The organism is Citrobacter sp. Cc139, from assembly GCF_030334645.1.
GTDB lineage: Bacteria > Pseudomonadota > Gammaproteobacteria > Enterobacterales > Enterobacteriaceae > Citrobacter > Citrobacter werkmanii.
Genome location: NZ_JAOWDM010000088.1, coordinates 67,241 through 92,756, shown reverse-complemented (window position 1 = coordinate 92,756; position 25,516 = coordinate 67,241). Strand labels below are relative to the sequence as shown.

Annotated in this window: 25 protein-coding genes and 1 tRNA gene; 17 read left to right on the top strand and 9 right to left on the bottom strand. The window is 52.0% G+C overall.

Annotation, left to right across the window (positions count from 1 at the left end):
- Positions 1 to 237 precede the first annotated feature (237 nt).
- Positions 238 to 1,041, top strand: a complete 804-nt coding sequence (gene dkgB, locus OGV69_RS16085) for a 2,5-didehydrogluconate reductase DkgB (protein ID WP_069323834.1) — start codon at positions 238 to 240, stop codon at positions 1,039 to 1,041.
- A 21-nt stretch (positions 1,042 to 1,062) separates the two neighbouring features.
- Here dkgB and yafC read toward each other — a convergent pair whose 3' ends face one another.
- Positions 1,063 to 1,977 carry a DNA-binding transcriptional regulator YafC gene (gene yafC, locus OGV69_RS16080; protein ID WP_069323835.1) on the bottom strand — a complete coding sequence of 305 codons (915 nt, stop codon included), beginning with the start codon at positions 1,975 to 1,977 and terminating at the stop codon, positions 1,063 to 1,065.
- Positions 1,978 to 2,081: 104 nt separating this feature from the next.
- Here yafC and OGV69_RS16075 point away from each other — a divergent pair, with 104 nt between their 5' ends.
- From OGV69_RS16075 to OGV69_RS16065, 3 genes are all read left to right on the top strand, one after another.
- Entirely contained in the window at positions 2,082 to 3,257 is a 1,176-nt protein-coding gene (locus tag OGV69_RS16075) for an MFS transporter (RefSeq protein ID WP_038637474.1), read from the top strand.
- Between the two features lie 131 nt (positions 3,258 to 3,388).
- A complete protein-coding gene (locus tag OGV69_RS16070) occupies positions 3,389 to 4,189 on the top strand; it encodes an endonuclease/exonuclease/phosphatase family protein (protein WP_038637479.1) in 801 nt (266 codons plus the stop codon).
- A gap of 78 nt (positions 4,190 to 4,267) precedes the next feature.
- The gene (locus tag OGV69_RS16065) at positions 4,268 to 5,038 is read left to right on the top strand and encodes a class I SAM-dependent methyltransferase (protein WP_069323836.1); all 771 of its coding nucleotides are present in this window, start codon (positions 4,268 to 4,270) and stop codon (positions 5,036 to 5,038) included.
- Positions 5,039 to 5,087: 49 nt separating this feature from the next.
- Here the strand turns inward: OGV69_RS16065 and mltD are convergent, their stop codons facing one another.
- Positions 5,088 to 6,446: a murein transglycosylase D gene (gene mltD / locus OGV69_RS16060; protein WP_042310500.1), complete on the bottom strand. Its 1,359-nt coding sequence runs from the start codon at positions 6,444 to 6,446 to the stop codon at positions 5,088 to 5,090.
- A 71-nt stretch (positions 6,447 to 6,517) separates the two neighbouring features.
- Entirely contained in the window at positions 6,518 to 7,273 is a 756-nt protein-coding gene (gene gloB / locus OGV69_RS16055; protein WP_069323837.1) for a hydroxyacylglutathione hydrolase, read from the bottom strand.
- Positions 7,274 to 7,306: 33 nt separating this feature from the next.
- On the opposite strand from gloB, the gene OGV69_RS16050 reads away from it, so the two are divergent.
- Positions 7,307 to 8,029, top strand: coding sequence for a class I SAM-dependent methyltransferase (locus OGV69_RS16050; RefSeq protein ID WP_038637488.1), 723 nt, complete (start codon positions 7,307 to 7,309; stop codon positions 8,027 to 8,029).
- Here OGV69_RS16050 and rnhA read toward each other — a convergent pair.
- Positions 8,026 to 8,493 carry a ribonuclease HI gene (gene rnhA / locus OGV69_RS16045; protein WP_006685987.1) on the bottom strand — a complete coding sequence of 156 codons (468 nt, stop codon included), beginning with the start codon at positions 8,491 to 8,493 and terminating at the stop codon, positions 8,026 to 8,028. The two genes, OGV69_RS16050 and rnhA, sit on opposite strands and share 4 nt — an antisense overlap.
- A 64-nt stretch (positions 8,494 to 8,557) precedes the next feature.
- Here rnhA and dnaQ point away from each other — a divergent pair, with 64 nt between their 5' ends.
- Positions 8,558 to 9,286, top strand: a complete 729-nt coding sequence (gene dnaQ, locus OGV69_RS16040; RefSeq protein ID WP_069324010.1) for a DNA polymerase III subunit epsilon — start codon at positions 8,558 to 8,560, stop codon at positions 9,284 to 9,286.
- A 133-nt stretch (positions 9,287 to 9,419) separates the two neighbouring features.
- A tRNA-Asp gene (locus OGV69_RS16035) sits at positions 9,420 to 9,496 on the top strand.
- Positions 9,497 to 9,651: 155 nt separating this feature from the next.
- Here OGV69_RS16035 and OGV69_RS16030 read toward each other — a convergent pair.
- Positions 9,652 to 10,170 carry a FidL-like protein gene (locus OGV69_RS16030; protein WP_038637494.1) on the bottom strand — a complete coding sequence of 173 codons (519 nt, stop codon included), beginning with the start codon at positions 10,168 to 10,170 and terminating at the stop codon, positions 9,652 to 9,654.
- 1 nt (position 10,171) lies between these two features.
- Positions 10,172 to 10,855 (bottom strand): winged helix-turn-helix domain-containing protein, encoded by a 684-nt coding sequence (locus OGV69_RS16025; protein WP_226809209.1) that lies wholly within the window; start codon positions 10,853 to 10,855, stop codon positions 10,172 to 10,174.
- A gap of 749 nt (positions 10,856 to 11,604) precedes the next feature.
- On the opposite strand from OGV69_RS16025, the gene OGV69_RS16020 reads away from it, so the two are divergent.
- The 9 genes from OGV69_RS16020 to OGV69_RS15980 all read left to right on the top strand — a co-directional run bounded on the left by OGV69_RS16020 (position 11,605) and on the right by OGV69_RS15980 (position 20,707).
- Positions 11,605 to 12,153 carry a fimbrial protein gene (locus tag OGV69_RS16020; RefSeq protein WP_038637500.1) on the top strand — a complete coding sequence of 183 codons (549 nt, stop codon included), beginning with the start codon at positions 11,605 to 11,607 and terminating at the stop codon, positions 12,151 to 12,153.
- Between the two features lie 69 nt (positions 12,154 to 12,222).
- On the top strand, positions 12,223 to 12,771 hold the full coding sequence (locus tag OGV69_RS16015) for a fimbrial protein (protein WP_069323838.1): 549 nt from the start codon (positions 12,223 to 12,225) through the stop codon (positions 12,769 to 12,771).
- A 41-nt stretch (positions 12,772 to 12,812) separates the two neighbouring features.
- The gene (locus OGV69_RS16010) at positions 12,813 to 15,284 is read left to right on the top strand and encodes a fimbria/pilus outer membrane usher protein (RefSeq protein ID WP_069323839.1); all 2,472 of its coding nucleotides are present in this window, start codon (positions 12,813 to 12,815) and stop codon (positions 15,282 to 15,284) included.
- Between the two features lie 26 nt (positions 15,285 to 15,310).
- On the top strand, positions 15,311 to 16,087 hold the full coding sequence (locus tag OGV69_RS16005; RefSeq protein ID WP_069323840.1) for a fimbrial biogenesis chaperone: 777 nt from the start codon (positions 15,311 to 15,313) through the stop codon (positions 16,085 to 16,087).
- An 11-nt stretch (positions 16,088 to 16,098) separates the two neighbouring features.
- Complete coding sequence (locus OGV69_RS16000; protein ID WP_069323841.1) at positions 16,099 to 16,704, top strand: fimbrial protein; 606 nt, start codon at positions 16,099 to 16,101, stop codon at positions 16,702 to 16,704.
- Positions 16,701 to 17,765, top strand: coding sequence for a fimbrial protein (locus OGV69_RS15995; RefSeq protein WP_069323842.1), 1,065 nt, complete (start codon positions 16,701 to 16,703; stop codon positions 17,763 to 17,765). The genes OGV69_RS16000 and OGV69_RS15995 overlap by 4 nt, the downstream gene beginning before the upstream one ends.
- A 9-nt stretch (positions 17,766 to 17,774) precedes the next feature.
- Entirely contained in the window at positions 17,775 to 18,317 is a 543-nt protein-coding gene (locus OGV69_RS15990; protein ID WP_069323843.1) for a fimbrial protein, read from the top strand.
- A 1-nt stretch (position 18,318) separates the two neighbouring features.
- Positions 18,319 to 19,986 (top strand): O-antigen ligase family protein, encoded by a 1,668-nt coding sequence (locus tag OGV69_RS15985; protein ID WP_069323844.1) that lies wholly within the window; start codon positions 18,319 to 18,321, stop codon positions 19,984 to 19,986.
- 1 nt (position 19,987) lies between these two features.
- A complete protein-coding gene (locus OGV69_RS15980) occupies positions 19,988 to 20,707 on the top strand; it encodes an EAL domain-containing protein (RefSeq protein WP_038637529.1) in 720 nt (239 codons plus the stop codon).
- Positions 20,708 to 20,722: 15 nt separating this feature from the next.
- On the opposite strand, the gene OGV69_RS15975 is transcribed toward OGV69_RS15980, so the two are convergent.
- The 3 genes from OGV69_RS15975 to fadE all read right to left on the bottom strand — a co-directional run bounded on the left by OGV69_RS15975 (position 20,723) and on the right by fadE (position 24,636).
- Positions 20,723 to 21,133, bottom strand: a complete 411-nt coding sequence (locus tag OGV69_RS15975) for a Spy/CpxP family protein refolding chaperone (protein WP_038637532.1) — start codon at positions 21,131 to 21,133, stop codon at positions 20,723 to 20,725.
- 180 nt (positions 21,134 to 21,313) lie between these two features.
- Positions 21,314 to 22,081, bottom strand: coding sequence for an amidohydrolase (locus OGV69_RS15970; RefSeq protein ID WP_069323845.1), 768 nt, complete (start codon positions 22,079 to 22,081; stop codon positions 21,314 to 21,316).
- A 110-nt stretch (positions 22,082 to 22,191) separates the two neighbouring features.
- Positions 22,192 to 24,636 carry an acyl-CoA dehydrogenase FadE gene (fadE, locus tag OGV69_RS15965; RefSeq protein ID WP_038637538.1) on the bottom strand — a complete coding sequence of 815 codons (2,445 nt, stop codon included), beginning with the start codon at positions 24,634 to 24,636 and terminating at the stop codon, positions 22,192 to 22,194.
- Between the two features lie 239 nt (positions 24,637 to 24,875).
- Here fadE and lpcA point away from each other — a divergent pair, with 239 nt between their 5' ends.
- Complete coding sequence (lpcA, locus tag OGV69_RS15960; RefSeq protein ID WP_016149592.1) at positions 24,876 to 25,457, top strand: D-sedoheptulose 7-phosphate isomerase; 582 nt, start codon at positions 24,876 to 24,878, stop codon at positions 25,455 to 25,457.
- Positions 25,458 to 25,516 lie beyond the last annotated feature (59 nt).

Sequence of the window (25,516 nt, the reverse complement as noted above, 5' to 3'; positions counted from 1 at the left end):
CGGTAGTTCAGTTGGTTAGAATACCTGCCTGTCACGCAGGGGGTCGCGGGTTCGAGTCCCGTCCGTTCCGCCACTTATTAAGAGCCCTGAGCTAACGCTCAGGGCTTTTTCTTTGCCTGCGATTTAATTATTGCTAAATTCGCAAAAATCCTCTGCATTTTTCATTCTTTTTCTATAAAGCGCTGAAGTTCATAATCCTCTCCGTAAACGAACATTGTGATTAAAAAGAGGAATTTCATGACTATCCCTGCATTCGGTTTAGGTACTTTTCGCCTGAAAGACGACGTGGTTATCGCTTCTGTTAAAACGGCGCTAGAGCTGGGCTACCGTGCTGTCGACACTGCGCAAATCTATGATAATGAAGCGGCTGTTGGCCAGGCGATTGCTGAGAGCGGCGTACCACGTAGCGAGCTGTACATCACCACCAAGATCTGGATTGAAAACCTTAGCAAAGACAAGCTGATCCCAAGCCTGAAAGAGAGCCTGAAAAAACTTCGTACGGATTATGTCGATCTGACGCTAATCCACTGGCCATCTCCGGGTGACGCCGTATCTGTCGAAGAATGTATGCAGGCATTGCTTGAAGCTAAAGAACAAGGGCTGACTCGCGAAATTGGCATTTCAAACTTCACCATTCCGCTGATGGAAAAAGCCATTGCTACAGTGGGCGTGGAGAACATCGCCACTAACCAGATTGAACTGTCTCCGTATCTGCAGAGCCGTCGGGTGGTTGACTGGGCGAAAGCGCACGGTATCCACATCACCTCTTACATGACGCTGGCTTACGGTAAAGCGCTGAAAGATGAAGTGATTGCACGCATCGCCGCAAAACACAATGCCACTCCGGCACAGGTTATCCTGGCATGGGCAATGGGAGAAGGTTACTCAGTAATTCCTTCTTCCACCAAGCGTGAAAACCTGGCAAGTAACCTACTGGCACTGGAACTGCATCTGGATGCCGAAGATAGAGCAGCGATCGCGGCACTGGATTGCAACGATCGCCTGGTTAGCCCGGAAGGTCTGGCCCCTGAGTGGGATTAATTGCCTGACCCTTTGTACCCTTTAACCCTCTTTCACAGCTCCTTCAGGAGCTGTTTTTATATGTTCACTTAAGAAGTCGATAAATGCCCGGATACGTGTACTGACGGCACGATCGCTGTAGTAAACGGCGCTGAAAGGCATTTCTACCGGCAGACGCTTATCGGCCAGCAGTTCCACCAGTTCTCCCTGCTCGATCTCTTTGTCAATCATATAATCTGAAAGACATGCAATGCCGTTACCGCTCAGGCAAAGCTGTTTTAACGTTTCCCCGCTGTTGGAAGAAATCCCACATTCGACCTCATGGAGCTGCCCATCGCTACAGGCTATTGGCCAGGTATTGAGCGAGATGGGTTCAGAAAACCCCAGACACAGGTGCCGTTTTAACTCTTCAACACTCTCTGGCTTGCCAAAACGGGCAATATAGTCAGGTGAAGCGATAATCTTGCGGTAGCTGGTAAATAACGGACGTGCGCGCAGACTTGAATCAGTCAACGTGCCTGCGCGTATCGCAACATCCACTTTTCGTTCAATAAGATTGATGAACGTTTCTGAGGAGACAAGAGACAACGTCATCTCGGGATACCGCTCACGGAACGGTTTAATCAGCGGCATCAGGAAATGCAGCATTACCGGCGTTGCCGCATCGATACGCAGTAAGCCGCGTGGGGTATTACGTGATTCCATGATTTCCGTTTCTGCTGCAGCCATTTCTTGCAGTATCTGCTGCACGCGCCTGAAGTATCGCTCACCTTCTTCAGTCAGGCTCAGTTGTCGGGTCGTACGATTAAGCAGACTGACGCCGAGCTTCATCTCCAGCTTTTTAACTGCCCGGCTGACAGCGGAATTTGCCTGTCCAAGCTGCTCTGCCGCCCGGCTGAAGCTGCCGCTTTCCACGACAGCAACAAAAATTGCAAGTTCTTCGGAGGTTGCTTTCATTTTTGCACCTGAAGCAAAATTAAATTGATATTTTGAATATTTTTGTCATTAAAACATCCAGGCATACTGCGTGTCATCTGATTACTGATGTTATGGAGTTATTTATGCCTCTCGCTTTATTTGCACTGACAATAAGTGCCTTCGCTATTGGCACGACTGAGTTTGTGATTGTCGGCCTGGTGCCGACCATTGCTCAACAACTGGCGATCTCGTTACCTTCCGCCGGAATGTTGGTTTCAATCTATGCGCTGGGCGTGGCTATTGGCGCGCCGGTGCTGACTGCTCTGACCGGACGCTTACCGCGTAAACAGTTACTGGTCGCGCTGATGGTCTTGTTTACGGCCGGGAATTTGCTGGCATGGCAGGCTCCGGGCTATATGACATTAATCGTCGCCCGTCTGCTGACGGGGCTGGCGCACGGTGTGTTCTTCTCAATTGGCTCTACCATCGCGACAAGTCTGGTGCCGAAAGAGAAAGCGGCTTCCGCGATCGCCATTATGTTTGGCGGCTTAACGGTGGCGCTGGTTACGGGCGTGCCGCTGGGGACATTCATCGGTCAGCATTTTGGCTGGCGCGAAACTTTTCTTGCGGTATCAATGTTAGGCGTGATTGCGCTGATTAGTAGCCAACTGCTGATCCCGGCCAACATTCCCGGTCGGGCGGCCGCCAGCATTCGTGACCAGGTGAAAGTGCTGACCCATCCTCGTCTGTTGCTGATTTACGCCGTTACGGCGCTGGGCTATGGCGGTGTATTCACGGCATTCACCTTCCTGGCGCCGATGATGCAGGATCTGGCAGGATTCTCCCCGGCAGCAGTAAGCTGGATCTTGCTGGGCTATGGCGTATCTGTGGCTATCGGCAATATCTGGGGCGGCAAACTGGCAGATAAGCATGGTGCCGTTCCTGCGCTGAAATTTATATTCGCCGCACTGTTTGTTCTGCTGATGGTCTTCCAGGTGACCGCATCCACTCAGTACGCCGCACTGGCCACTATTCTGGTGATGGGGATCTTTGCCTTTGGCAACGTACCGGGTTTGCAGGTCTACGTTGTTCAGAAAGCCGAACAATTCACGCCTAATGCGGTAGATGTGGCATCAGGACTCAACATTGCAGCGTTTAACATTGGTATTGCATTGGGTTCAGTGATTGGCGGGCAAACGGTGGAGCATTACGGTTTGGCGCAGACGCCGTGGATTGGCGCCCTCATTGTTCTGGTGGCTTTCTTACTGATGGGCGTCAGCGGTCGCCTTGATAAACCTGTACGCATTGCTCTGGGGTAAATCATTGATGTAAGCGCCCACTTACGAAACAAACTGCAATTGTTCGTTGAAAGTGAGTGCTAAAATCCCTATAACAGAAGAACCAGTCCGGCTGCGGACTGGTTGACGTTACAGAGGTTTGAAAGTCTAAAGTGCGAAAAAACACCTATGCCATGCGTTATGTTGCCGGACAGCCCGTTGAGCGGATTTTACCGCCAGGGTCGTTTGCGCATATTGGCCAGGCATTACCCGCAGGCGCTCCGTTAAGCAGTGAAGATCGCATTCGCGTACTGGTATGGAATATTTTTAAGCAGCAGCGTGCAGAATGGCAGTCGGTGCTGAAAAATTTTGGCAAAGATGCGCATCTGGTGTTATTGCAGGAAGCGCAAACCACGCCTGAACTGGTGCAGTTTGCGACCGCTAACTATCTCGCTGCCGACCAGGTACCCGCCTTTGTGCTGCCTCAGCACCCCTCTGGCGTCATGACACTTTCTGCCGCCCATCCTGTTTACTGCTGTCCATTGCGCGAGCGTGAGCCTATTTTACGGCTGGCGAAATCGGCATTGGTGACGGTTTACCCATTGCCTGATACGCGTTTATTGATGGTGGTGAATATCCACGCGGTAAATTTCAGCCTCGGCGTTGATGTTTATAGTAAGCAGTTACTTCCTATTGGCGATCAAATTGCCCATCACAGCGGTCCGGTGATCATGGCGGGTGATTTTAATGCCTGGAGCCGTCGACGGATGAATGCGCTGTACCGCTTTGCGCGCGAAATGTCGCTGCGCCAGGTGCGCTTTACCGACGATCAACGCCGACGCGCGTTTGGTCGCCCTCTCGATTTTGTGTTCTATCGTGGTTTGAACGTGAGTGAAGCCTCTGTGCTGGTCACCCGCGCATCCGATCACAATCCGCTACTCGTTGAATTCAGTCCCGGCAAACCTGAACAATAACGGTGTGTCAGGTCTGCCGTAGGGCAGACCTGTAGTGGTGCTGCCCTTCTTATTAAACAACAACCGAAGGACAACACAATGACAACACGCTCCCATCATGACAACGTCGAAAAACAGTTTGGCTCTCAGGCTAATGTCTATTTGACCAGTGCGGTACATGCCTCTGGCCGCGATTTGCAACGCCTGTCCGCAAGATTGTCAGCATTTCCGCAAGCCCGGTTACTGGATATGGGATGCGGAGCAGGGCATGCCAGTTTTGTGGCTGCGCAACACGTCAGGCAGGTCGTAGCTTATGATTTATCTTCACAAATGCTTGAAGTGGTGGCGGAGGCGGCAAAAGACAGGGGGCTGGAAAACCTCTCCACGCGCCAGGGTTATGCCGAAAGCCTGCCATTTGAAGATAACGCGTTTGATGTGGTGATTAGCCGCTATTCCGCGCATCACTGGCATGATGTCGGGCGCGCGCTGCGGGAGGTGAACCGCGTCCTGAAGCCCGGCGGCGTACTGATCGTGATGGATGTGATGTCGCCGGGTCACCCTGTACGTGATATCTGGTTACAAACCGTGGAAGCGTTGCGTGATACCTCGCACGTACGCAATTATTCCAGCGGGGAGTGGCTGTCTTTAATCAATGACGCGAATCTCATTGCTGACACCTTGTTAACTGACCGCTTGCCGCTGGAGTTCAGTTCGTGGGTTGCGCGGATGCGTACGCCTGCGGCGTTGACCGAAGCGATTCGTTTATACCAGGAGAGTGCATCTGCTGACGTGAAGGCCTACTTTGCATTACAGGAAGAGGGATCGTTTACCAGCGACACGATAATGGTAGAGGCGCATAAAGCAGGATAAATAAAAAAGGCACTGGGGGGAAACCAGTGCCTTCATTTCTACAATGTTATCAGGAGTCCGGCATACCGTTGTTTTTCACAAACAACGTTAGCTGATCGCCAGGCTGCAGGTTATCCGTGTCGCTATTCCAGCGCATCACATCTTTGATGTTAACCCCGTGACGTTTGGCAATGCTCGACAGCGAGTCGCCCTTACGCACACGATAGGTGATGCTATCGCTGTTATTAGCCAGGCGCTGCGCGCTGGTTCCAGCGCCTACCGTCAGGCTTTGGCCTACTTTCAGGGAAGAACCACGCAGATTGTTCCACTGTTTCAGGTCTTTTGTGCTCACGCCAAGACGTGAAGCAACACCAGAAAGCGTATCGCCAGAGCGAACTTTGTAGCTACGGCTGTTCAGCGGCGTGTTATCCGCGAGCAGCGTTGACTGCACGGCTGCAATTTCGCCTGAAGCCAGAGACTCACGCAGCTTTTCTGCATGCTTCTTTGGCACCATCACATATTGCGGACCGCTGGCACCCAACGTGGAGCCTTTCACGCCTGCATTGAAGGTCTTCAGCTTGCTGACGGATATACCCGCCATATCGGCAACCTGAGCCATCTCAACCGGGCTATTCAAGCGAACACGTGCCAATGCGCGGCTTTCGTCTGTTGTAGGCAGACGCACGCCATAGCGCTTGCTGTTTTTGAGAATATCGCTCAAAGCCAGCATTTTGGGCACATACAGCTTCGTTTCCTGAGGCAACGGTAACGACCAGAAGTCGGTGGATTTACCACGCGCTTTGTTCGTTTTGATCGCCTTCATCACGCGACCTTCACCGCTATTATAAGCAGCAATGGTCAGTAGCCAGTCGCCATCAAACATCTTGTTCAGACGCTGCATCATGTCGAGCGCGGCAGTGGTGGAAGCCACAATGTCGCGACGTGCATCATAATTGCGGGTCTGCTTTAAACCATAATTGCGCCCCGTGCTCGGAATGATCTGCCAAATACCTGCGGCATTGGCGCCAGACGTTGCGTGAGGATCAAAAGCGCTCTCCACTATGGGTAGTAATACCAGTTCCATTGGCATGTTACGTTTCTTAACCTGCCCGGCTATCCAGTACATATACGGCTCTGCCCGTAAAGTTACATCGTGGAGATAGCTCTTATTGCGTAAATACTTCTGTTTCTGTTCGCGAATCCGGCTGTTTTCCGGAATTCCCATCTTTAGCTCGTCACCAATGAAAGCCCACAAATCTTGATCAGCAGCGATAGATGTTCCATCGTCCATCCATCGCGCCTGACTTGTAAACTTTCCTGCTTCCCCTTGACCAGCTGCAGAAAGGCTCTGTGCGTGCTGTTGGACGTTACCAGTATTCTGGCACCCAACAAGCAGGACAGAGGCGAGTAATATCGCTTTTGCCTTCATGTGTGTGTCAATAGTTGCTTAAAAGACGACCGATCATAACGGCGAAGTTTTCAAAAGGCAACCCGGAATTGTCAGAACGTATCTTTCTTTGACCTTAACCAGGCAAAACGCTCTTCAGGTTGTTGCAATATTGTTTCTTTGTTTATTTCATTAATTAAATCAATATCTTCAGTTCGCAAAAAAATATTATTTCGCCGCTCATTTTTCAGAATTACGGGTAGTGTCATTTGTTTTTTTACGCGTAACTCATTAACTTTACGATAATATTCATTTATGAACGAATCGTGCGGGAGGATGCTTAAAGCAAACTTCATATTTGCTAATGTGTACTCATGCGCGCAACAAATCAAAGTATCATCGGGAAGTGCGCTGATCTTTTTAAGTGATTGATACATCTGTGTTGCAGTACCTTCGAAAAGCCGACCGCAGCCACCAGAAAAGAGCGTGTCGCCACAAAACAGGTAAGGGTGACTAAAGTAACAGATATGTCCTAAAGTGTGACCCGGCGTAGCAATTACCTTAAATTCATGCCCCAATACGAGAGCAATATCGCCATCTTCGACTATGTGCGTCGTTCCCTTATCTTGCGTTTCAGCCGGTCCGTATACCACTATTTGTGGGAAGTGTTGCAGGAGTTCTTTCACGCCGCCAACGTGATCCTGATGATGGTGGGTCAGCAGAATGGCCTCTGGCACCCAGTTATGTTCTGCAATGGCTTGCAGAACTGGGGCGGCTTCTCCCGGGTCAACAATCAGACAATGTTGGTCATTATTTGACAGGACCCAGATGTAATTGTCCTGAAATGCAGGAATACTGTTAAGATTCATATCTTACCTCTCAATGCGAAACGGAAGGTTATGATGAAACCGGCAAGGATCCCTCAAACTGTCGTAGCGCCCGTGAGCTGGGATGATTTACCCTGGGGCGAATACTATCGTGAGGCGCTGGAGCATCAGCTTAACCCGTGGTTCGCAAAAATGTACGGTTTTCATCTGCTTAAAATTGGTAATTTAAGCGCAGAAATCGATTCTGAAGCGTGCGCGGTTTCTCATCAGGTAAATGTTTCTTTGCTGGGTTCTCCCATGCAGGTAACGGCCGATCCTTTACATCTGCCCTTTGCCGACAAGTCGGTGGATGTCTGTTTGTTGGCCCATACGTTACCGTGGTGTGACGATCCGCATCGGTTACTGCGCGAAGCCGATCGTGTGCTGATTGATGACGGCTGGTTGATTCTGAGCGGGTTTAATCCGGTAAGCCTGATGGGACTGCGTAAACTGGTGCCGGTATTGCGCAAGACCCCGCCTTACAACAGCCGGATGTTTACCCTCATGCGTCAACTGGACTGGCTCTCTTTGCTAAATTTTGAAGTGCTGCACTACAGCCGCTTTCATGTTCTGCCCTGGAACAAGAAAGGCGGGAAAATGTTAAGCGCCCATATTCCTGCCCTGGGATGTTTGCAACTGGTGGTCGCACGTAAGCGAACCATCCCACTTACGCTCAACCCAATGAAACAAAATAAAAGCAAAACGCCTATCCGCCAGGCCGTTGGCGCTACCCGGCAATACCGCAAGCCGGACGCTTAAGACTCGGCCTGATACCCAATATCATCCTGAGTGGGACTCATTGCCGCGGCGCGCGCAAGCTCATCACAGCGTTCGTTTTCCGGATGGCCCGCATGGCCTTTAACCCATTCCCATTTGATTTGATGCGGACCCAGCGCGGCATCCAGACGTTTCCACAGATCGACGTTCTTTACCGGTTTTTTATCTGCCGTTTTCCAGCCGCGTTTCTTCCAATTGTGGATCCATTGTGTAATGCCCTGGCGCACATACTGGCTGTCGGTGCTGAGTATCACTTCACACTGTTCTTTCAGGGCTTCCAGCGCAACGATTGCCGCCATCAGCTCCATGCGATTATTGGTTGTGAGGTTGTACCCTTCACTAAAGGTTTTTTCGCGCCCGCGATAGCGTAAAATTGCCCCGTAACCACCTGGCCCTGGATTTCCCAGGCAAGAACCATCGGTGAAAATTTCTACCTGTTTAAGCATCTCTGGTAGACTTCCTGTTTTAGCAAATCGAAATCAAACGATAAGTCTGACATAAATGACCGTTATGAGCACTGGAATTACACGACAGGTAGTCCTTGATACCGAAACCACCGGTATGAACCAGATTGGCGCCCACTACGAAGGCCACAAGATCATTGAGATCGGTGCGGTCGAAGTGGTGAACCGCCGCCTGACCGGTAATAACTTCCACGTTTACCTGAAGCCGGATCGGCTGGTGGATCCGGAAGCGTTTGGCGTACACGGAATCGCAGACGAATTCCTGCTCGATAAGCCTACGTTTGCCGAGGTGGCCGACGAGTTTCTCGACTACATTCGCGGCGCGGAGCTGGTCATCCATAACGCATCGTTTGATATCGGCTTTATGGATTACGAGTTTGCTAAGCTCAATCGTGATATTCCGAAAACCAACGAATTTTGCAAAATAACCGATAGCCTGGCGCTGGCAAGGAAAATGTTTCCTGGCAAGCGAAACAGCCTCGATGCGTTATGCTCGCGCTATGAAATAGACAACAGTAAACGAACCCTGCATGGCGCATTGCTCGATGCCCAGATTCTGGCCGACGTTTATCTGATGATGACCGGTGGGCAGACCACCATGGCGTTCTCGATGGAAGGTGACAGCCAGCAGCAAAATGACACGGGGATCCAGCGCATTGTTCGGCAGTCCAGTAAACTACGCGTTGTTTTCGCCACTGATGAGGAGTTAGCGGCCCATGAATCGCGCCTTGACCTGGTGCAGAAGAAGGGTGGAAGTTGTCTCTGGCGGGCGTAAATGACCCAATTACAGTGCAGAAATGACCATTCGGGTGATTTTTGCAGCAAACGATTAAAAACGTGAGAAAAAGCGTTGACGAGGCGCGAGGCAATCCGTAATATTCGCTTCGTTCCCGAGCGGAACACAACGCGGAGTGGTAGTTCAGTTGGTTAGAATACCTGCCTGTCACGCAGGGGGTCGCGGGTTCGAGTCCCGTCCATTCCGCCACTATTCAGAAAGCCTGAATCAGAAATGATTCAGGCTTTCGTCGTTTTAGCCCACCCCAAATAACAATCCCATCATTACACTGCATTGCTACCTCCGCGCTGCCGGGCGGGAAACACATCAGGTCATCCTTAACCCGACGCATATCGTAGAGGCGATTAACCCGCGAAGTGATTCATCACGCAGGCGAAGCGGGGTGAAAAGTTATCGCCAATAAGAACCGTTTCCTCATTCAGGCGCTTCAGCATATACAGCTTGTCGGCACGTTCGTAAGCGTCGAAGAAGAGGTAATCGACAGCATCCGTTGCGTCATCATCGGGGGATTTTTCACGTCCATCGGGAGTGAGCATGAAAACGCCTGCGGTATGGCCGAGCGGACGGGCGTAGCGAAAGAACAGTTTTCGGCTAACAGTGAACTCACCATCATCACTTTTGAATTTCCCCTGTACTGACAATGAAAGGTGTCCGGAATTGTAGCTAGTGATCAGCATAATTCCGTTGAGTTCCTTTTTGCTATTTTGGATGTCGAGTATCGACGTAAATTCCGATGAGCATGAAAAGCTGATTTCTTGTTTCTTCGCATTCCCGACAATAATGAAAAAAGCAATGGCCGCCAGCCCAAAAATGGCAATTACCACTGACCACAGTAAAGGAGAGTGATCGCTTTCCTGCTTCATATCATTCCTCATAATGACGATACTGGCTGACGCAATGGTAATAGCCGAGGTTTAGTCCGCATTCAGCGGCAAACGACCACTCAACCAGGTTATGGTTGCTCGCCCACGTATTAAGATAGAGATCTTTTGGATGCGAACAGTTTGGGTTAATCCCTACTGACTTGAATATATCCAGCGCTTTCTTTTCAGTTATGGTATCGGTAAGAGCATTCCCTAATATATGTACCCGGCATTGCTCGTAGTCGATTGTCCGCAGAATAGCTGCGTCCGTCATGGCGATTTCATTGGGTATCCATGTTAACCACGCTGTCGCCAGCACTGCGATACCGGTGATTAACGTTGTTATCGCGACTGGCCATCGGTTTCGGTTCTTTTTGTTGAGCTTCTTTGCAACATGGGCAATTCGCGCTGGAGTTTGCGCCTCTTCCAGTTGCTGAATATTGATATTGACGTCGCCCATCCGAAATCCCATTCTCGGAATGGTGACGATGAGCTCGGCAGGGTGACCCGTTGACGTTATTGCTTTACGCAGAAATGAAATGTGCTGGTTGAGATTGGCATCCGTCGCCCGGGCGCCATTATGCTGGAAAACATTCAGCAGAATTTCATCGCGCGAGGAAATCTCTTTACCATTTTGCAACAAATAGAGCAGTAATTGCGTTGCCACATTATTCAATGTCGCCATTTCACCCGATGTCAGGTCTTTTAGGGTATTTTTATTTGGTCTGAAAACTAAGCCATCACCAATAATTACGGATTTAATTTTGTTTATTGGTATATGAGAAATCACTGATGTCTCCTTTAAAGCAGGATATCTCGCATTCGAGTGGGGGAAGCAATAGCATAACATAATTTATTTATAAAAAATGGTTGCGCCATAGATCGCTTCATTAATATTTATATAACAATATTTTAATATTTCTTATAAGTTGTCTCATTCTCCTTTCTCTCTGTCACTATCTTATTGTCATTACTCGCTTTTGATATCCACTTTCATTTTTACAAAACTTTCATAAATACATTTTGCCTGGTATCCGGACTAAATAAAAAAATAGTTGATAGATAAAAGCTCTATAAAAATGCAAAATAATAGATATTAACACTGGTATGTGCCTGGATTCTGGTGGTTTTTTAGGTAAACGATCGTTATGCAGGCGGTGATACAACACGATTCCCTGAGTTTGATTAATACCGTATTTTTGCATTGTGTCATTTTTCTGCCGACTTAATATAAGCCCCGAAACAGCCTGAACAGCTGTGGACGGTATTTCGTATTGAATGCCAATGATGTTCAAAATAAGGGGCGGGTTGAGATGGATTGTTTGCAGGGATATGCGCTACCGCCACCTGCAGATCAGCATTTCCCTGACGTTAAGTGTCTGCGGAAATAGATCGTCGGAATAACTAAAAACGGATATAAGGTTAAGTAGTAATATGAAAATGAAAAACGTGGCTGTGGCCTGCGCGCTGATGGCGGGAATGACTTTGACTGCCTCTTCTGCTTTCGCTGCAAAAAATGTCGAGCCGACTAACGGTAAAATTCAATTCACCGGTTCTCTGGTTAATTCCGCATGTGGTCTGGCACCTGAATCCAGCCCGGTGCAGGTTAATTTTGGTGAGATCCCAACCTCTCAGTTAAAAGACAACCAACGCGCTGGCGTTAAGCATGCCAAAATCGTTCTTCAGGGCTGCGACACCACCGTTGCGAAAACGGCCACTGTGACCTATACCCCGGCAACAATTGATACCGACAACAACGCCCTGGCCGCATTCACCTCTGGTACTGCAAAGGGCGCGGGTATTGGTATGGTTGACAGCGGCAACCAGGACGTGGAATGGGGTAAAGCTGCCTCTCAGGTCAACATCACTGACGGCGAAACCGACATTGATTTCGTTGCTTATCTGCAGGCAAACAACGCTTCTGCAGCGGTAACGCCGGGTGATTTCGAATCTACCGTTAATTTCCAGATCGACTATCAGTAATTACCCGCAGCGGGCGCATTAATGCGCCTGCTTAACCCTTCCTGCGAATAACTGAAAGGAAATACGGTTATGCCTGGATGGCGAATTTTACTGCTTTTTGTCTTTATCTCGCCTGCATGGGTTATGGCTGGCGCCAATCGTCTAAACAGTACGCCCGGCAAAATGCGCATGCGAGGAAATATTATTGAGGCAGCCTGTTATGTTGATCCGCGCGACCGGTCGCTACTGGTTGAATTCGATGATCTCTCTGCCAGAGATATTTCCGGAAGACCAGAAAAAGTGTCCGCGCATGATTTCAGTATTCATTTGCTGGGATGTTCATTAGGGGATTCTCAACATTCCGGGAATGTGTTTCAACGCGCCAATATTACCTTTTCTGGTGCGCCTGACAGGGACAATCCTGATTATCTGAGCGTGCAGTCGGAAACTGAAAATTTAGCAATAGAAATATACGACAGCAAAGGACAGCAAATTCGTCTGGGCGAACCATCACCAGATTATGTGCTTAACCCAGGGAAGAACACACTCAACTTTACGGCTTATTTGATCTCCCGTAACGGAAGAATGACATCCGGCGAATTTACTGCGGTCACGCATTTTGTTGTGAATTATCTCTGAGCTGCACTGCAATTCGGGTATCTGAAGGTTTGCGAACGAAAATGATCACGCTGAAAACAGATAAAAAACGCCTGGCGCTATTTATTACTCTGGTTTGTGCCTCTGCATGGGCTGAAGCGGATGAGGCCGTTGAATTTAATACTGACGTACTGGACGCCAGTGACCGACAGAATGTCGATTTGCAGCGTTTTTCCGAAGGCAACTTTGTGACTCCCGGAGAATATCTGCTGGATGTTCGAATTAACAGCCAGGAAATTCCTCAGCAGTCGATCCGCTATATTGTCGATCCTGCCAACCCGCATAAATCCATGGCGTGTCTGACGCAGCAACAACTCGAATTACTGGCGCTCAAAGAAGAGGCGCTGACCTATATTCATCCGATTAGCGCGACCTGCTATGACATTTCCCGTCTGCCGGGCGTAGCGTTGAATAATAGCGCAGGCGTACTGGACATTACCGTGCCGCAGGCATGGATGAAATATACCGATCCCGACTGGACGCCGCCGGAGCGCTGGGATAATGGCGTCGCCGGGCTGATTTTTGACTACAGCATCTCGGGTCAGGCCACACATTACGAGCAGGGGGGCGATCATTACCGCTCTCTTTCTGGCTACGGGCAAACAGGCTTTAACCTCGGCGCGTGGCGCTTTCGCGGGCAGTATCAGGCCAATTACGCTTCCGATGATAATCGTGGGCGTATCGACTGGGATCAGATCTATGCTTATCGCCCATTACCGATGCAGGCGGCAAAACTGACGCTTGGCGAAATCTATCTGAATTCGCAGGTTTTTGATTCGGTACGTTTCACCGGGGTTAACCTCGCCAGCGATGAGCGTATGTTGCCACCGAATTTGCAGGGTTACGCGCCTGAAGTTCATGGCATCGCGCGGAGTAACGCGAAGGTCACCGTCAGTCAGCAGGGACGTGTTATCTATCAAACCACCGTTCCTGCGGGGCCGTTTAATATTCAGGATCTGCACGGCTCGGTACGCGGCACATTGGATGTACGCGTTGAGGAGCAGGATGGCAGCGTACAAACCTTTCAGGTTAATACCGCCGATATTCCCTACCTGACGCGCCCAGGCTACGTTCGCTACAACGCCGCGGTCGGTAAGCCATCGCTTTACAACCATGACATTCAGGGCCCTGCGTTTTATACCGGCGATTTCTCATGGGGGGTCAGCAATGCGTGGTCGCTGTACGGCGGCGCGCTGCTCACTGGCGATCGTTATAACGCCTGGTCGATGGGGATCGGCCGGGATTTGAGCTGGTTGGGAGCGTTATCGGCAGATGCGACGCAATCCGTGAGTCGGGTGAAGCATCAGGCTGAACAAAAAGGCATGTCCTTTAAGCTCAGCTATGCCAAAACCTTCGATGAATACAACAGCGCTATCACCTTTGCCGGGTACCGCTTTTCACAGCGTAACTTCCGCACTTTTTCGCAGTTCCTCGACGAACAGTATGCCAATAACAACAGCGCCGGCAACGAAAAAGAGATGTACACCATCACCGGTAACAAAACCTTTTTTGCCGACGATCCGCAGTTAGCCACCACGCTGTATCTGACCTACACCCACCAGAACTACTGGGATCGTCGTTCGCAGGATCGTTACGGCTTGTCGATGGGACACAGCTTTTCGTTGGCGGGCATCCAGGGGATTAGCGCCAACCTTGCGGCTTACCGCTCTGAGTATCAGGGCAAACGGGACGACAGTCTTTCGCTTTCAATTTCGATTCCCTGGAGCGATGGCCGATCCATGGATTATGAATTGCAGAACAGCGGCAACCAGACCAGCCAGATGGTTTCGTATTCCGATAACCGCGACCGTAACAATCCATGGCGTTTGCGCGCAGGGGTTTCCGGTGAAGGGCACACGGCATTTGATGGCTATTACAAGCACCGCAGCATGATGGCGGAGCTGGAATCTAACGTCAGCTGGCAGCAATCACGCTATTTCTCCGTAGGCGGCACGATGCGCGGCGGTTTTACCGCGACGCGTCACGGCGCGGCGTTGCACAACAGCCAGGCGTCAATGAATACCGCCAGAGTGATGGTCGATACCGACGGTGTGGCGAATGTACCGCTGAACGGCGAACAGGCGCACTCAAACCGCTTCGGTATTGCCGTGGTACCGGACGTCGTCAGCTATCACAGTTTTGATACCCGTATCGATGTGGACGCAATGGACGAGGATATTTCCGCGACCAAAGCCATTGTCACCAACACCCTGACGGAAGGGGCGATTGGCTACCAGCGCTTTGCCGTGGCGCAGGGGCAAAAAATGATGGCGCTGCTGCGCCTGAAGGAGGGTTCGGTCCCGCCGTTTGGCGCCGAAGTGTTTAACGCCAACGGCGTCAGCGTCGCCATGGTGATGGAAAACGGCATGGCCTGGATTGCCGGTGTGAATCCAGCCGAGCGTCTTTCCGTGGCCTGGGGCGGTCGAGCGCAGTGTCACTTACAGGTGCCACAACAACTCAACCCGGAAGGTAACGTGCTGTTGCCTTGTGAATAATTTCAATAACCAGAATGAATTTTGTCATGAAAAATCAAGCTTTTTACTCCGTGCTGCGTTGGCTCAAACCCGTAGCTTGTGGCCTGCTTTTTATTGCAGAGATCAACGCTTCCTGGGCGGGCATTGCGCTCGACCGTACCCGGATGATCATCACCGGCGATGCGCGCTCTGTCAGTGCGAACTTAACCAATACCAGCCCGAGCATTCCGTTTTTGGCCCAGTCGTGGGTGGAAGATGCCAACGGAACAAAAGTTACCTCGCCGCTGATGGTCTTACCGCCGCTGCAGCGAATTAACGGTGGGCAAAAAGGCATTGCCCGCGTGACGAAAACCAGCGGGATTAATGCGCTGCCTCAGGATCGAGAAAGCCTGTTCTACCTGAATGTGCGTGAGATTCCACCTAAGCCTGATAAGCCTAACGTGCTGCAACTGGCGATGCAGTCGCGCATCAAATTGTTCTACCGGCCGACCGCCATCGTGCCGGAAACGCCGGGCGCGGTGTGGCAAAACCAACTGGTCTTTCACAAGCAGGGTCTACGCTGGACCGTGGATAACCCAACGCCATACTTCGTCACCTTAATCGGTTTAAGCCGTAAGCCGGAAGCGCAGGGCGGCGGCAGGCTGACCGATTTCCCCGGGGTTATGGTGTCACCAAAATCCTCGCTTGATTTCAGCGTCACCGACGGCAGCGTCAGCCAGTTCAGCATGATGTATGTGAACGATTTTGGCGGTCACCCTGAATTGAAATTCATCTGCACAGGCAATGTGTGTAAAGCATTGCCGATGGAGCAACAGCCCCGGTAAAGGACTCGTAAATGAAAAAGATGCTTTGCGCTCTGCTGATGGCTGGTATGGCCTGCCCGGTTCAGGCCACTAGCGGCCGCCAGGATATGAGCAACGTTTCCGGCGAGTATGGCAACGTCCGCTTTCACGGTCGGGTATTCGTTTCGCCGTGCGTGCTGGATATGGCTTCACGCGATCAGACCATCGATCTGGGTGATATTTCCGCCAGCCGCTTTCGCCAGAGCGGCGATCGCAGCGATTCGGTATTAGTGACGCTGAACCTGAATGGCTGCTTAAAAGGCTCTGGCCATACCTTAAGGGATTTTCCCGGACAGACCAGCGAAATGCCGGAGCTGGCGCATAGCACGGTTGAACGTGGCGTGTCGATGACGCTGATGGCCGAGGGTGCGCCGGAAAACAGCGATCTGGGGCGTATTCGCGGCGATGTGCGTGGTGCGGGCATTCGGCTACTGACCGAACGCAACCAGTTGATTCACCTGAATCAACCGCAACGCATGTGGATCCTCAAACCGGGCGATAACGCGATTCACTTTCTTGCCGCGCTGGAATCTTTTGGCCCGGAGGTGACCGCTGGCGAATTTAACGGTCTGGTCAGACTTAAGCTGGAGTATCTATGAGCGTATTGCACAAAGCGCTGCTGTGGGTCGCCCTGGCTGGCTGTCCGCTGGCCGGGCTGGCATTTACTCAGGGTGAAGGTGAACCGCAGGGCGGGTCGCCGCATCAGTACGATATTGAACTGAGCTCGCTGGACGTCAGCAAAAACCATGTTGGCGGCAGAACGGATCCGTTCACCTGGAATTTAGGCAGTTGGTATGTCGTGGATTTTCATTGTGAGCAGGCCGACATCTCGCGACAGCCGATTTATTACACCACCACGACCACCATGCCGCCTTCTAATCAGGGAGCGAACCGTTTTCGTCTGAATGAGTACCTGGATGTGGAAGTGAAGGTATGGGTCGCCGGGCGGTATAACAACTACGTTCAGGCACCGTTTACCAACTTTTCAAATCGCTACAACGACCATAATTGCAAAAAGCGCAAAGGCTACGAGCGAGCCACTAACATTGAAAGTGGGTCTAAAGGAAAAGTGACGTTTATTGTCACTAAACCCATTATTAACGGCATCAATATCACTTCTCAGTCACTGGTGGAAGTTGCTGGACGTCTGGGCAATGCAGGCCCTACGCCGACAACGCCAATTTCCCGTGTGGTCATTAAATCCGGGCTCATTACGGTGCCGGATAAATGCACCTTCAATCGGGGAGACAAAATCAGCATTGAGTTTGGCGATCTGCCCGGATCCGCTGCAAAGCTCAACGGCACCAATTACAGCAAGTCGATCCCGATACACGTGGTCTGTGAAGGTGGCAGCTTCGATCAGGGCGCGCTGAACATCAATTTAGGTGTACAAACCACCACGGCGTCAGGTACGGCTGGGTTTAACGATCATCTTCTCGGCACGTTGAGTGGCGGACAGAAACGCGACGATCTCGGCATTCTGATTAAAGACGAGAGCGGCGGCACCGTCGTGCCCAATCAGTTCTACAACGTGAAGGGTTTTTACCAGAATCAGGGCGACTGGAATCTCACTGCCGCACCGGTGGCAAAGCCGGGCGTGGGGAGCGTTAAGGAAGGTGAGTTTGAAGCCTCTGCCACCGTTGTCGCGCAGTTTCAGTAGGGTAATACCATGACTTTCAGAACGTTAATCGCGGTGAGTACGCTGCTGTTTGGCGCAACGGTTCAGGCTGACACCAAACTGGTCGGCGGCGATATGTATTTTCACGGCACCATCAGAGCGCTGGCCTGCAGCCTGGCGCCCGGCGGCGACAAAATCGAGGTCGATTTCGGACAAATCGCGACGCAGGATCTCTATCTCTCGGGGCGCAGTAAACCGGAAAAATTCAGCATCCAGCTACGCGACTGCAACCCGGAGGTCTTCCGTGGGATCTCGGTCACCTTCAGCGGCAAGGAAGATGCGGAGCTTACTGATCATCTGGCGCTGGATAGCAGCGAGCAGGGCGGGGCGTCGGGGATCGGGATTGGGATGAGCGAAGACGATGGCACGGCAATCCGGCTTGATGAAAGTACATCAGTTACAGAGATTACTGAAGGATCGATGACGCTGAATTTTTTGGCGTGGGTCGCGGCAGAGCCGTCGGCGATAAAAAACCAGTCCCTTAAATACGGTCCGTTCAGCGCCAGCGGGACCTGGACGTTGAATTACCAGTAGCATGATGAACGCACTGAATCGTATTGCGCCGCAGCCTGGCCAGAAATTATTGCTGATTGTCAGTCTGTTTTTCTGGTGCGGGATCATGCACCTCTACTGGTTGAATAACGGCGGCAGCGGTCTGTCGTTGCCGCTTAATATTACCAGTTGGATCTACGCTGCGGTATTGGCTGCAAGCGTAACGATGCTACTGCCTCGCCGACGCTGGCGCATCACTGTACCTGCCATGGGATTTACGTTGGGTGCGCTCATCCTGACGCTGCTTTGTCTGCTGACGCCGGGCGTCTGGCGGTCCGAGGCGTTGCTGGTGATGGGGGCGCTATTGGGTGGGGTGCTTGTCTATCTGGTGACATTGCAAATTCCACTTACGGTAAACGTTCGCACGGCATTGCTGGCCCTGTTATGGGGGGCATGCGTCATCGAATGCGTGGCGTTTGTCTATCAGTACTGGCATTGGCCGGGCGTTGATTACTGGGAGTTTGCCTGGCGGCGTGGCACGCGGCCCTACGGTATTTTTCAGCAGGTCAATCTGCTGGCCAGTTTCACGGCGTGCGGCGTGTTGCTGTCAGCGCTGCTCTTTTTACGCCTGGGCGGCAGATACCGAATTGTTATCGGGATTGCTCTGGTGATGATGGGATTTGTGCTGCATGAATCCCAGTCGCAAACCGGCTTTTTGTCTCTGGCGGTCGGCGAAGTGTTGCTGCTGGCGGTGTTCCCTGCACGACGCCGCACGTTGTTGCTACTTCTGTTGCCACTGGCGTTAGGTATGGCGGCAGGCGCGGCCGCTCGCCATTTTTTGTCCGTTGCCACGGTAGATCATTTAACGACTTCTCATGTGCGCTGGACGGTGCTGAAAACGTCACTGGCATTATTTGCTGAACGTCCGTGGATGGGATGGGGCGTGGGCAGTTTCGCTGCTGTTTTTCTCGAACGAGCGGGGCCATTGGGGCTGAGCAGCATCTCGCATCCACATAATGAACTGGTGCTGTGGCTGGTGGAGGGCGGTCTGGTTGGGCTGGCGGGCGCGCTGTGTTTTATTGCGGGTGGGTTATGGCTCTGGCTGCACGGAAATCGCTGGCGTCGTGCCTGCCTGGTGGCGGCGTTGCCGGTGGTTATCCATATGTTGACGGAATACCCGGTCAGGCAGTCAACGCCACACTGGTTATTGCTGATCCTGCTGCTTCGTTGCGCAGATGGCGCGCTAAAAGGGACAAGTCTGACGCGCCCGGCGACGTCGTTGATTCGTGGGCTGGCATTTATCTCGTTTCTGATAGCCACTCCCTTGTTGCTTCTCACGCTACAGACGCAACAGCAACTGACGCTGGCGGAACGGCAGTCAACACAGTGGCAACTTGCCGAATCGCTCCCGGTGGGCGGCTGGTTGCTTGCCACACGCTACCGGTTTGATCTCCAGATGGGATACCTGCAACGGTATCAACGTACCCGGGATGCTCGCTGGCTGGAGTTGGTTCGCCGCTGGGCGCCTGACTATGTGCGTGTTCACCCGGACCCGAATATCTCCTTCACGCAAATCTTGCTGGCGTTACAGCAGCGCGACCTGACCCAGGCGCACCGTCTGGCGACGCGCTTTTGCCTGATCTACCCGAACGATCGCCGTATCTCCTGGTTACAGGATGCACGACGTCCTTTTAATCAAAAAATGGAATGATATGAACAGACTCAGCGAACAGGCTCAATATGTACCAGAGCTTCCCCGTAATGCCGAACTGCTGCGGATCTCCGGGATCCGTTTGCAGCGCATTCATTTTTTTGATGATGCATCACTGGATGTCCGCGAGGTGTTAAGCCAGGTACGCACGCCGCTCCCGCTGGATCTTTTTTTCAAGCATCTTTCTGTCAGCGCGAAACAGCAGCTGTTTATGTGGCAAATGCAGCGGGTGCTCGTACTTCCAGGAAGCTATTCGCTGAATTTATCCGTCAGGATGCTGACCTGTCTGTCGTGGATCTCGCGACTCACCAGGCAGGCGCATCAGGGGCGGATTGTTATTGAAATTCAGGATCCCGCGACCATGATGCGTCTGGAAAAGGCAGAGCAGCAGGCGGTATGCATCGCCATAAAAACCCTGGTGCGTCATGGGTTTCGTGTGTGGCTGGATGACGTTTCGCCTGAGCTGTTTTTTGTCTGGCGACTGTCTGGCATCCGTTTTGATGCCATTAAAATTGAAAGCGGGATGTTTCATCAGTTCAGATCATCGGAGTGGCAGTTGCGGGTACTGGTCAATCAATTTCGCGGGCTGGGAGAGCGGGTGGTGATCGAGGGAGTAGAAAGCGCGCAGGATTACGCCATCTGCCGTATGAGCGGCGCAGATGCTGTACAGGGCTTCTTTTTTGAGCAGGAGATTGTGCCGAAAAGCCTGAATCATTGCTGATTCAGGCCCTGGGGATTACTCGCTCAGCGTCTGCGCGATATCTTTCTGTACCTGCTGGCGCTGTTCCGGAGTCAGCACTTTGTTCAGGTCGAAGTAGTATTTCACGCGATAATAACGCGCTTGTTGTTCGATATTGCTGAACGCGGAAAGCTGCTTCTTGACGGCGGTTTCATCCCATTTCCCGGACTTGATAACGTCAATCAATGCGCCGTCTTTAACATCTTTCACTGAAATCTGGCTGACGTTGGTTTCAAGCTGCTGGTGCAGTTTTTTGATCTGCGCAACCTGGTCGGTGGTCAGCTTAAGGTGCTGGACTACCGGGTCCTGAGCTGGGGCGGGAACGTTGGATACATTTGCTGCAAACGTGCTAAAAGAAGCGCCAGCTACGGTTGCAGCCAGCAAAGTCATGCGAACGAAGTTCTTCATTATTGAAATCCTGATAAAGGAATTATTAACATTGTCAGACACTCGCCGGTTACGAGTGATTATCCCTTGCAGAATACGTTGCCTGAAGCATGTCGCCACGCGAATTTGTTTTGCGGTTGGTTACGGAGTGCAACAATCCCGCTATGCAAAAATGTTGCGCAGCGGGAGGAGAGGCGATATCTACAGCGCAAACGGGTCGGCGTCCTGCCAGGCGGGAAACTTTTCGCGATACTCACGCAGCGCCGAGAGCGACAGGTCAGCGTCAATGCGCGTGGCCTGATGCGGCTCGGCGGTGGCAATAATCTCACCCTGTGGATTTATCACCCGGCTGTCACCGCGATAATGATGACCGTTACCGTCAGTTCCTACACGGTTACATCCTGCTACATACGCCTGATTCTCAATCGCCCGTGCAGTGAGCAGAACCTGCCAGTGCAGCGAACGCGGCGCGGGCCAGTTAGCCACATACAAAGCGAGGTCGTAATCGTTACGGTTGCGCGACCACACCGGAAAACGCAGGTCATAACAGATTAACGGCAGAATGCGCCAGCCGCGCCATGCAAAAATAACGCGCGCGTCTCCCGCCTGGTAATGCTGATGTTCATCCGCCATGCGGAACAGATGACGTTTGTCATAGAAATGCACATTACCTTCAGGCTCGACCAGAAAAAAGCGGTTAACCGCACCGCGTTCGGAGTGAATCGCGGCACTGCCTGCGATCAGGGCGTTCGTTTGTTGCGCTTTGGCGCGCATCCAGCTTACGACCTCTTCCTGCGGCAGCGATTTGTTTGCTGCTTCCATCGCAAATCCGCTGGTAAACATCTCGGGCAACACAATCACATCACGTCCGGTGACGGTTTCCAGTTGGCGCTCGAAATGGCGCAGGTTGGCCGGGCCATCCATCCAAATCAACGGTTGTTGCAGCAGAGTAATTTTCAAACCAGGCACGATCGAGGCTCCTCGTTGAACAACATTTTGACACTGTAGCATGAGCTTTAACGAAAATGTGGCAATAAAAAGCCCCGCATTAAGCGGGGCTAAACGTTATGCGTGTGTCGTTATGCCGCTTCGACTTTACGCACTTTCTCTGGCAGCTTTACCGGCTGCGTCGCCAGCTCCTCGGGTTCGAAGTCATCCACGTTAATGCTGCGCAGACGGCTCGCTTCGGCTTTCACCAGAATCGCGGCTTCATCTTTATCAATCAACCCTTTGGCCAGCGCGTTATGCGCCAGTTCGTCCAGGCGGGTAAACGGCAGATTTTTACCCAACTCTTTGCAGATCCGCTGGTGGATAGGGTCGGCTGCAATCACGTCCAGCAGAGCCTCTTCCAGCAAACCGACCGGGTTATGCTCGCTTGGCGTCAGGTATTGACCGCGACCAAGGCGAGAACGGGTGGCGCTCGGAACCTGCAAAATCTTCGCGACCTTATGATCCAGCTTGTCGGACGGTGCATGATAGTGGCGACCGGTCGGGAAGATAACCACACTCAGCAAACCGGCAACCAAACGGTTCGGGAAGTTTTTCAGCAGATCGTCCATCGCCTGTTCGGCTTTGTACAACGCATCCTGGACGCCCCAGTGAACCAACGGCAGGTCGGCTTCATTACGGCCTTCATCGTCATAACGCTTCAGTACCGCGGAGGCCAGGTACAGCTGACTTAACACATCCCCCAGTCGCGCCGAGATACGCTCACGACGCTTCAGGCTACCGCCCAGAACGGCCATAGACACATCCGAAAGCAGTGCCAGGTTGGCGCTCAGACGGTTCAGGTGCTGATAGTAACGTTTGGTCGCATCGGCGGTTGGCGTGCTGCTGGTTAAGCCACGCGTCAGGCCCAGCCAGAAACTGCGTACTTTATTGCTGCCAACGTGACCGATATGTTTGAACAGCAACTTATCGAACGCATTCACATCGTTATTCTGCGCTGCAGCCATCTCTTCCAGCACATACGGATGGCAGCGAATCGCACCCTGACCGAAGATCATCATGCTACGGGTCAGAATGTTAGCGCCTTCAACGGTAATGGCGATAGGCGCCCCCTGATAAGCACGGGCGAGGAAGTTGCTTTCGCCAAGCATGATGCCTTTACCGCCAGTAATATCCATGGCATCGATGATTGATTGCTGTCCACGGTGAGTACAGTGATACTTCACGATAGCCGACAGTACCGCCGGTTTTTCACCCAGCATAATGCCGTAGGTAATCAGCGACGCCGCAGCATCCATCACGTAGGCGTTACCGGCAATACGCGCCAACGGCTCTTCAATACCTTCCATCTTGCCGATAGAGATTTTGAACTGGCGACGAATATGCGCATACGCGCCGGTTGCCATTGCGACCGACTTCACGCCGCCCGTGGAGTTAGACGGCAGGGTAATACCGCGCCCCACAGACAAACATTCCACCAGCATACGCCAGCCCTGACCGGCCATTTTTGGGCCACCGATAATGTAATCAATCGGCACGAAGACATCTTTGCCCAGCGTTGGACCGTTCTGGAACGGCACGTTAAGCGGGAAGTGGCGACGGCCAATCTGTACGCCCGGCGTTGAGGTTGGGATCAGCGCACAGGTAATGCCGAGATCTTCTTCCCCACCCAGCAGTTTTTCCGGGTCGGAGAGTTTAAATGCCAGACCCAGTACGGTAGCGATAGGCGCCAGCGTGATATAACGTTTGTTCCAGGTCAGGCGCATCCCCAGCACCTGCTGGCCCTGCCAGTCGCCCATACAAACCACGCCGGTATCAGGGATCGCGCCTGCGTCGGAGCCTGCTTCCGGGCTGGTCAGAGCGAAACATGGGATCTCCTGACCGCGTGCCAGACGCGGCAGGTAATGATTCTTTTGCTCTTCGGTGCCGTAATGCTGCAGCAGTTCGCCTGGGCCTAATGAGTTAGGTACGCCGACGGTGATCGCGAGGATCCCGGAGACGCCGGAGAGTTTCTGCAATACACGAGCCTGAGCATACGCGGAGAATTCCAGCCCGCCGTACTCTTTCTTAATGATCATCGCAAAGAAGCGGTGTTCTTTCAGATACGCCCACAGTTCCGGCGGCAGATCCGCGAGTTCGTGGGTGATCTGGAAGTCATTCGCCATGCGGCATGCTTCTTCCACCGGACCATCAATAAACGCTTGTTCTTCAGCTGTCAGGTGCGGCTGAGGATAGTTATGCAGTTTTTTCCAGTCTGGTTTCCCCTGGAACAGGTCGCCTTCCCACCAGGTTGTACCGGCATCAATCGCCTCTTTCTCTGTACGCGACATGGGCGGCATGACTTTACGGAAACCGCGGAACACCGGCGCAGAGATCATGGATTTGCGCATCGGCGTCAAGTTAAACGGTACGAGAATAATGGCCAGAGGAACCAGCAGCCAGACTGACCACAGACCAGCCACGCCAAGCGCAGCCGTCCAGGCGAGCAAAATTAAGCTGCTGAGGAATAAGCTCACGCGGTGATAGAACAATACGCCGAGCAGAACAACCGTAGCGATAATACTCAAAATCATCATAACGAAAAGCTCCCTTGCTTGTAGGAGGTCTGACCACTTGTGATGATATGGTTGTAGTGGATGTAAATTCTTTTAGCAATGTGTTTACAAAATAATTACAACAAAGCTCACATTGTTGGTGTTTTAACCGGCACAAAAAATCAAAAGCCGCGGCCATTCCTGTGGCTTGTACTTCTCGCTGGTAGCGCTATCCGGTACACTGCATCCTGTCATTTACATTCATGCTGAAGGATATCCTCATGTACCAGGATCTTATTCGTAACGAACTGAGCGAAGCGGCGGAAACGCTGGCTAATTTTCTTAAAGATGACGCCAATATTCACGCCATTCAGCGCGCGGCGGTCCTGTTGGCAGACAGCTTTAAAGCCGGTGGTAAGGTACTTTCTTGCGGTAACGGCGGTTCCCATTGCGATGCGATGCACTTCGCCGAAGAGCTGACCGGGCGCTATCGTGAAAACCGCCCAGGTTATCCGGCTATCGCTATCTCTGACGTTAGCCACATCTCCTGCGTCAGCAACGATTTCGGTTACGATTATGTGTTCTCCCGTTACGTTGAAGCCGTGGGACGCGAGGGCGATGTCCTGTTAGGCATCTCTACTTCGGGTAACTCTGGTAACGTGATTAAAGCGATTGCCGCAGCGCGTGAGAAGGGGATGAAAGTCATCACCCTGACCGGTAAAGATGGCGGCAAGATGGCGGGCAGCGCGGATATCGAAATTCGTGTGCCGCACTTTGGCTACGCTGATCGTATTCAGGAAATTCATATCAAAGTGATCCATATCCTGATTCAACTGATCGAAAAAGAGATGGTTAAATCATAAGAAGGCGATTGCTGGATGGCGGCTGAAGCCTTATCCGGCCTACATGAGCTCCGCGTAGG

What these genes read in the sequence shown, in the direction of transcription:
- dkgB (WP_069323834.1), top strand. Translation starts at nt 238, where the DNA reads ATGACTATCCCTGCATTCGGTTTAGGTACTTTTCGCCTGAAAGACGAC.
- yafC (WP_069323835.1), bottom strand. Translation starts at nt 1,977, where the DNA reads ATGAAAGCAACCTCCGAAGAACTTGCAATTTTTGTTGCTGTCGTGGAA.
- OGV69_RS16075 (WP_038637474.1), top strand. Translation starts at nt 2,082, where the DNA reads ATGCCTCTCGCTTTATTTGCACTGACAATAAGTGCCTTCGCTATTGGC.
- OGV69_RS16065 (WP_069323836.1), top strand. Translation starts at nt 4,268, where the DNA reads ATGACAACACGCTCCCATCATGACAACGTCGAAAAACAGTTTGGCTCT.
- mltD (WP_042310500.1), bottom strand. Translation starts at nt 6,446, where the DNA reads ATGAAGGCAAAAGCGATATTACTCGCCTCTGTCCTGCTTGTTGGGTGC.
- gloB (WP_069323837.1), bottom strand. Translation starts at nt 7,273, where the DNA reads ATGAATCTTAACAGTATTCCTGCATTTCAGGACAATTACATCTGGGTC.
- OGV69_RS16050 (WP_038637488.1), top strand. Translation starts at nt 7,307, where the DNA reads ATGAAACCGGCAAGGATCCCTCAAACTGTCGTAGCGCCCGTGAGCTGG.
- rnhA (WP_006685987.1), bottom strand. Translation starts at nt 8,493, where the DNA reads ATGCTTAAACAGGTAGAAATTTTCACCGATGGTTCTTGCCTGGGAAAT.
- dnaQ (WP_069324010.1), top strand. Translation starts at nt 8,558, where the DNA reads ATGAGCACTGGAATTACACGACAGGTAGTCCTTGATACCGAAACCACC.
- OGV69_RS16030 (WP_038637494.1), bottom strand. Translation starts at nt 10,170, where the DNA reads ATGAAGCAGGAAAGCGATCACTCTCCTTTACTGTGGTCAGTGGTAATT.
- OGV69_RS16025 (WP_226809209.1), bottom strand. Translation starts at nt 10,855, where the DNA reads ATGGCGACATTGAATAATGTGGCAACGCAATTACTGCTCTATTTGTTG.
- OGV69_RS16020 (WP_038637500.1), top strand. Translation starts at nt 11,605, where the DNA reads ATGAAAATGAAAAACGTGGCTGTGGCCTGCGCGCTGATGGCGGGAATG.
- OGV69_RS16015 (WP_069323838.1), top strand. Translation starts at nt 12,223, where the DNA reads ATGCCTGGATGGCGAATTTTACTGCTTTTTGTCTTTATCTCGCCTGCA.
- OGV69_RS16010 (WP_069323839.1), top strand. Translation starts at nt 12,813, where the DNA reads ATGATCACGCTGAAAACAGATAAAAAACGCCTGGCGCTATTTATTACT.
- OGV69_RS16005 (WP_069323840.1), top strand. Translation starts at nt 15,311, where the DNA reads ATGAAAAATCAAGCTTTTTACTCCGTGCTGCGTTGGCTCAAACCCGTA.
- OGV69_RS16000 (WP_069323841.1), top strand. Translation starts at nt 16,099, where the DNA reads ATGAAAAAGATGCTTTGCGCTCTGCTGATGGCTGGTATGGCCTGCCCG.
- OGV69_RS15995 (WP_069323842.1), top strand. Translation starts at nt 16,701, where the DNA reads ATGAGCGTATTGCACAAAGCGCTGCTGTGGGTCGCCCTGGCTGGCTGT.
- OGV69_RS15990 (WP_069323843.1), top strand. Translation starts at nt 17,775, where the DNA reads ATGACTTTCAGAACGTTAATCGCGGTGAGTACGCTGCTGTTTGGCGCA.
- OGV69_RS15985 (WP_069323844.1), top strand. Translation starts at nt 18,319, where the DNA reads ATGATGAACGCACTGAATCGTATTGCGCCGCAGCCTGGCCAGAAATTA.
- OGV69_RS15980 (WP_038637529.1), top strand. Translation starts at nt 19,988, where the DNA reads ATGAACAGACTCAGCGAACAGGCTCAATATGTACCAGAGCTTCCCCGT.
- OGV69_RS15975 (WP_038637532.1), bottom strand. Translation starts at nt 21,133, where the DNA reads ATGAAGAACTTCGTTCGCATGACTTTGCTGGCTGCAACCGTAGCTGGC.
- fadE (WP_038637538.1), bottom strand. Translation starts at nt 24,636, where the DNA reads ATGATGATTTTGAGTATTATCGCTACGGTTGTTCTGCTCGGCGTATTG.
- lpcA (WP_016149592.1), top strand. Translation starts at nt 24,876, where the DNA reads ATGTACCAGGATCTTATTCGTAACGAACTGAGCGAAGCGGCGGAAACG.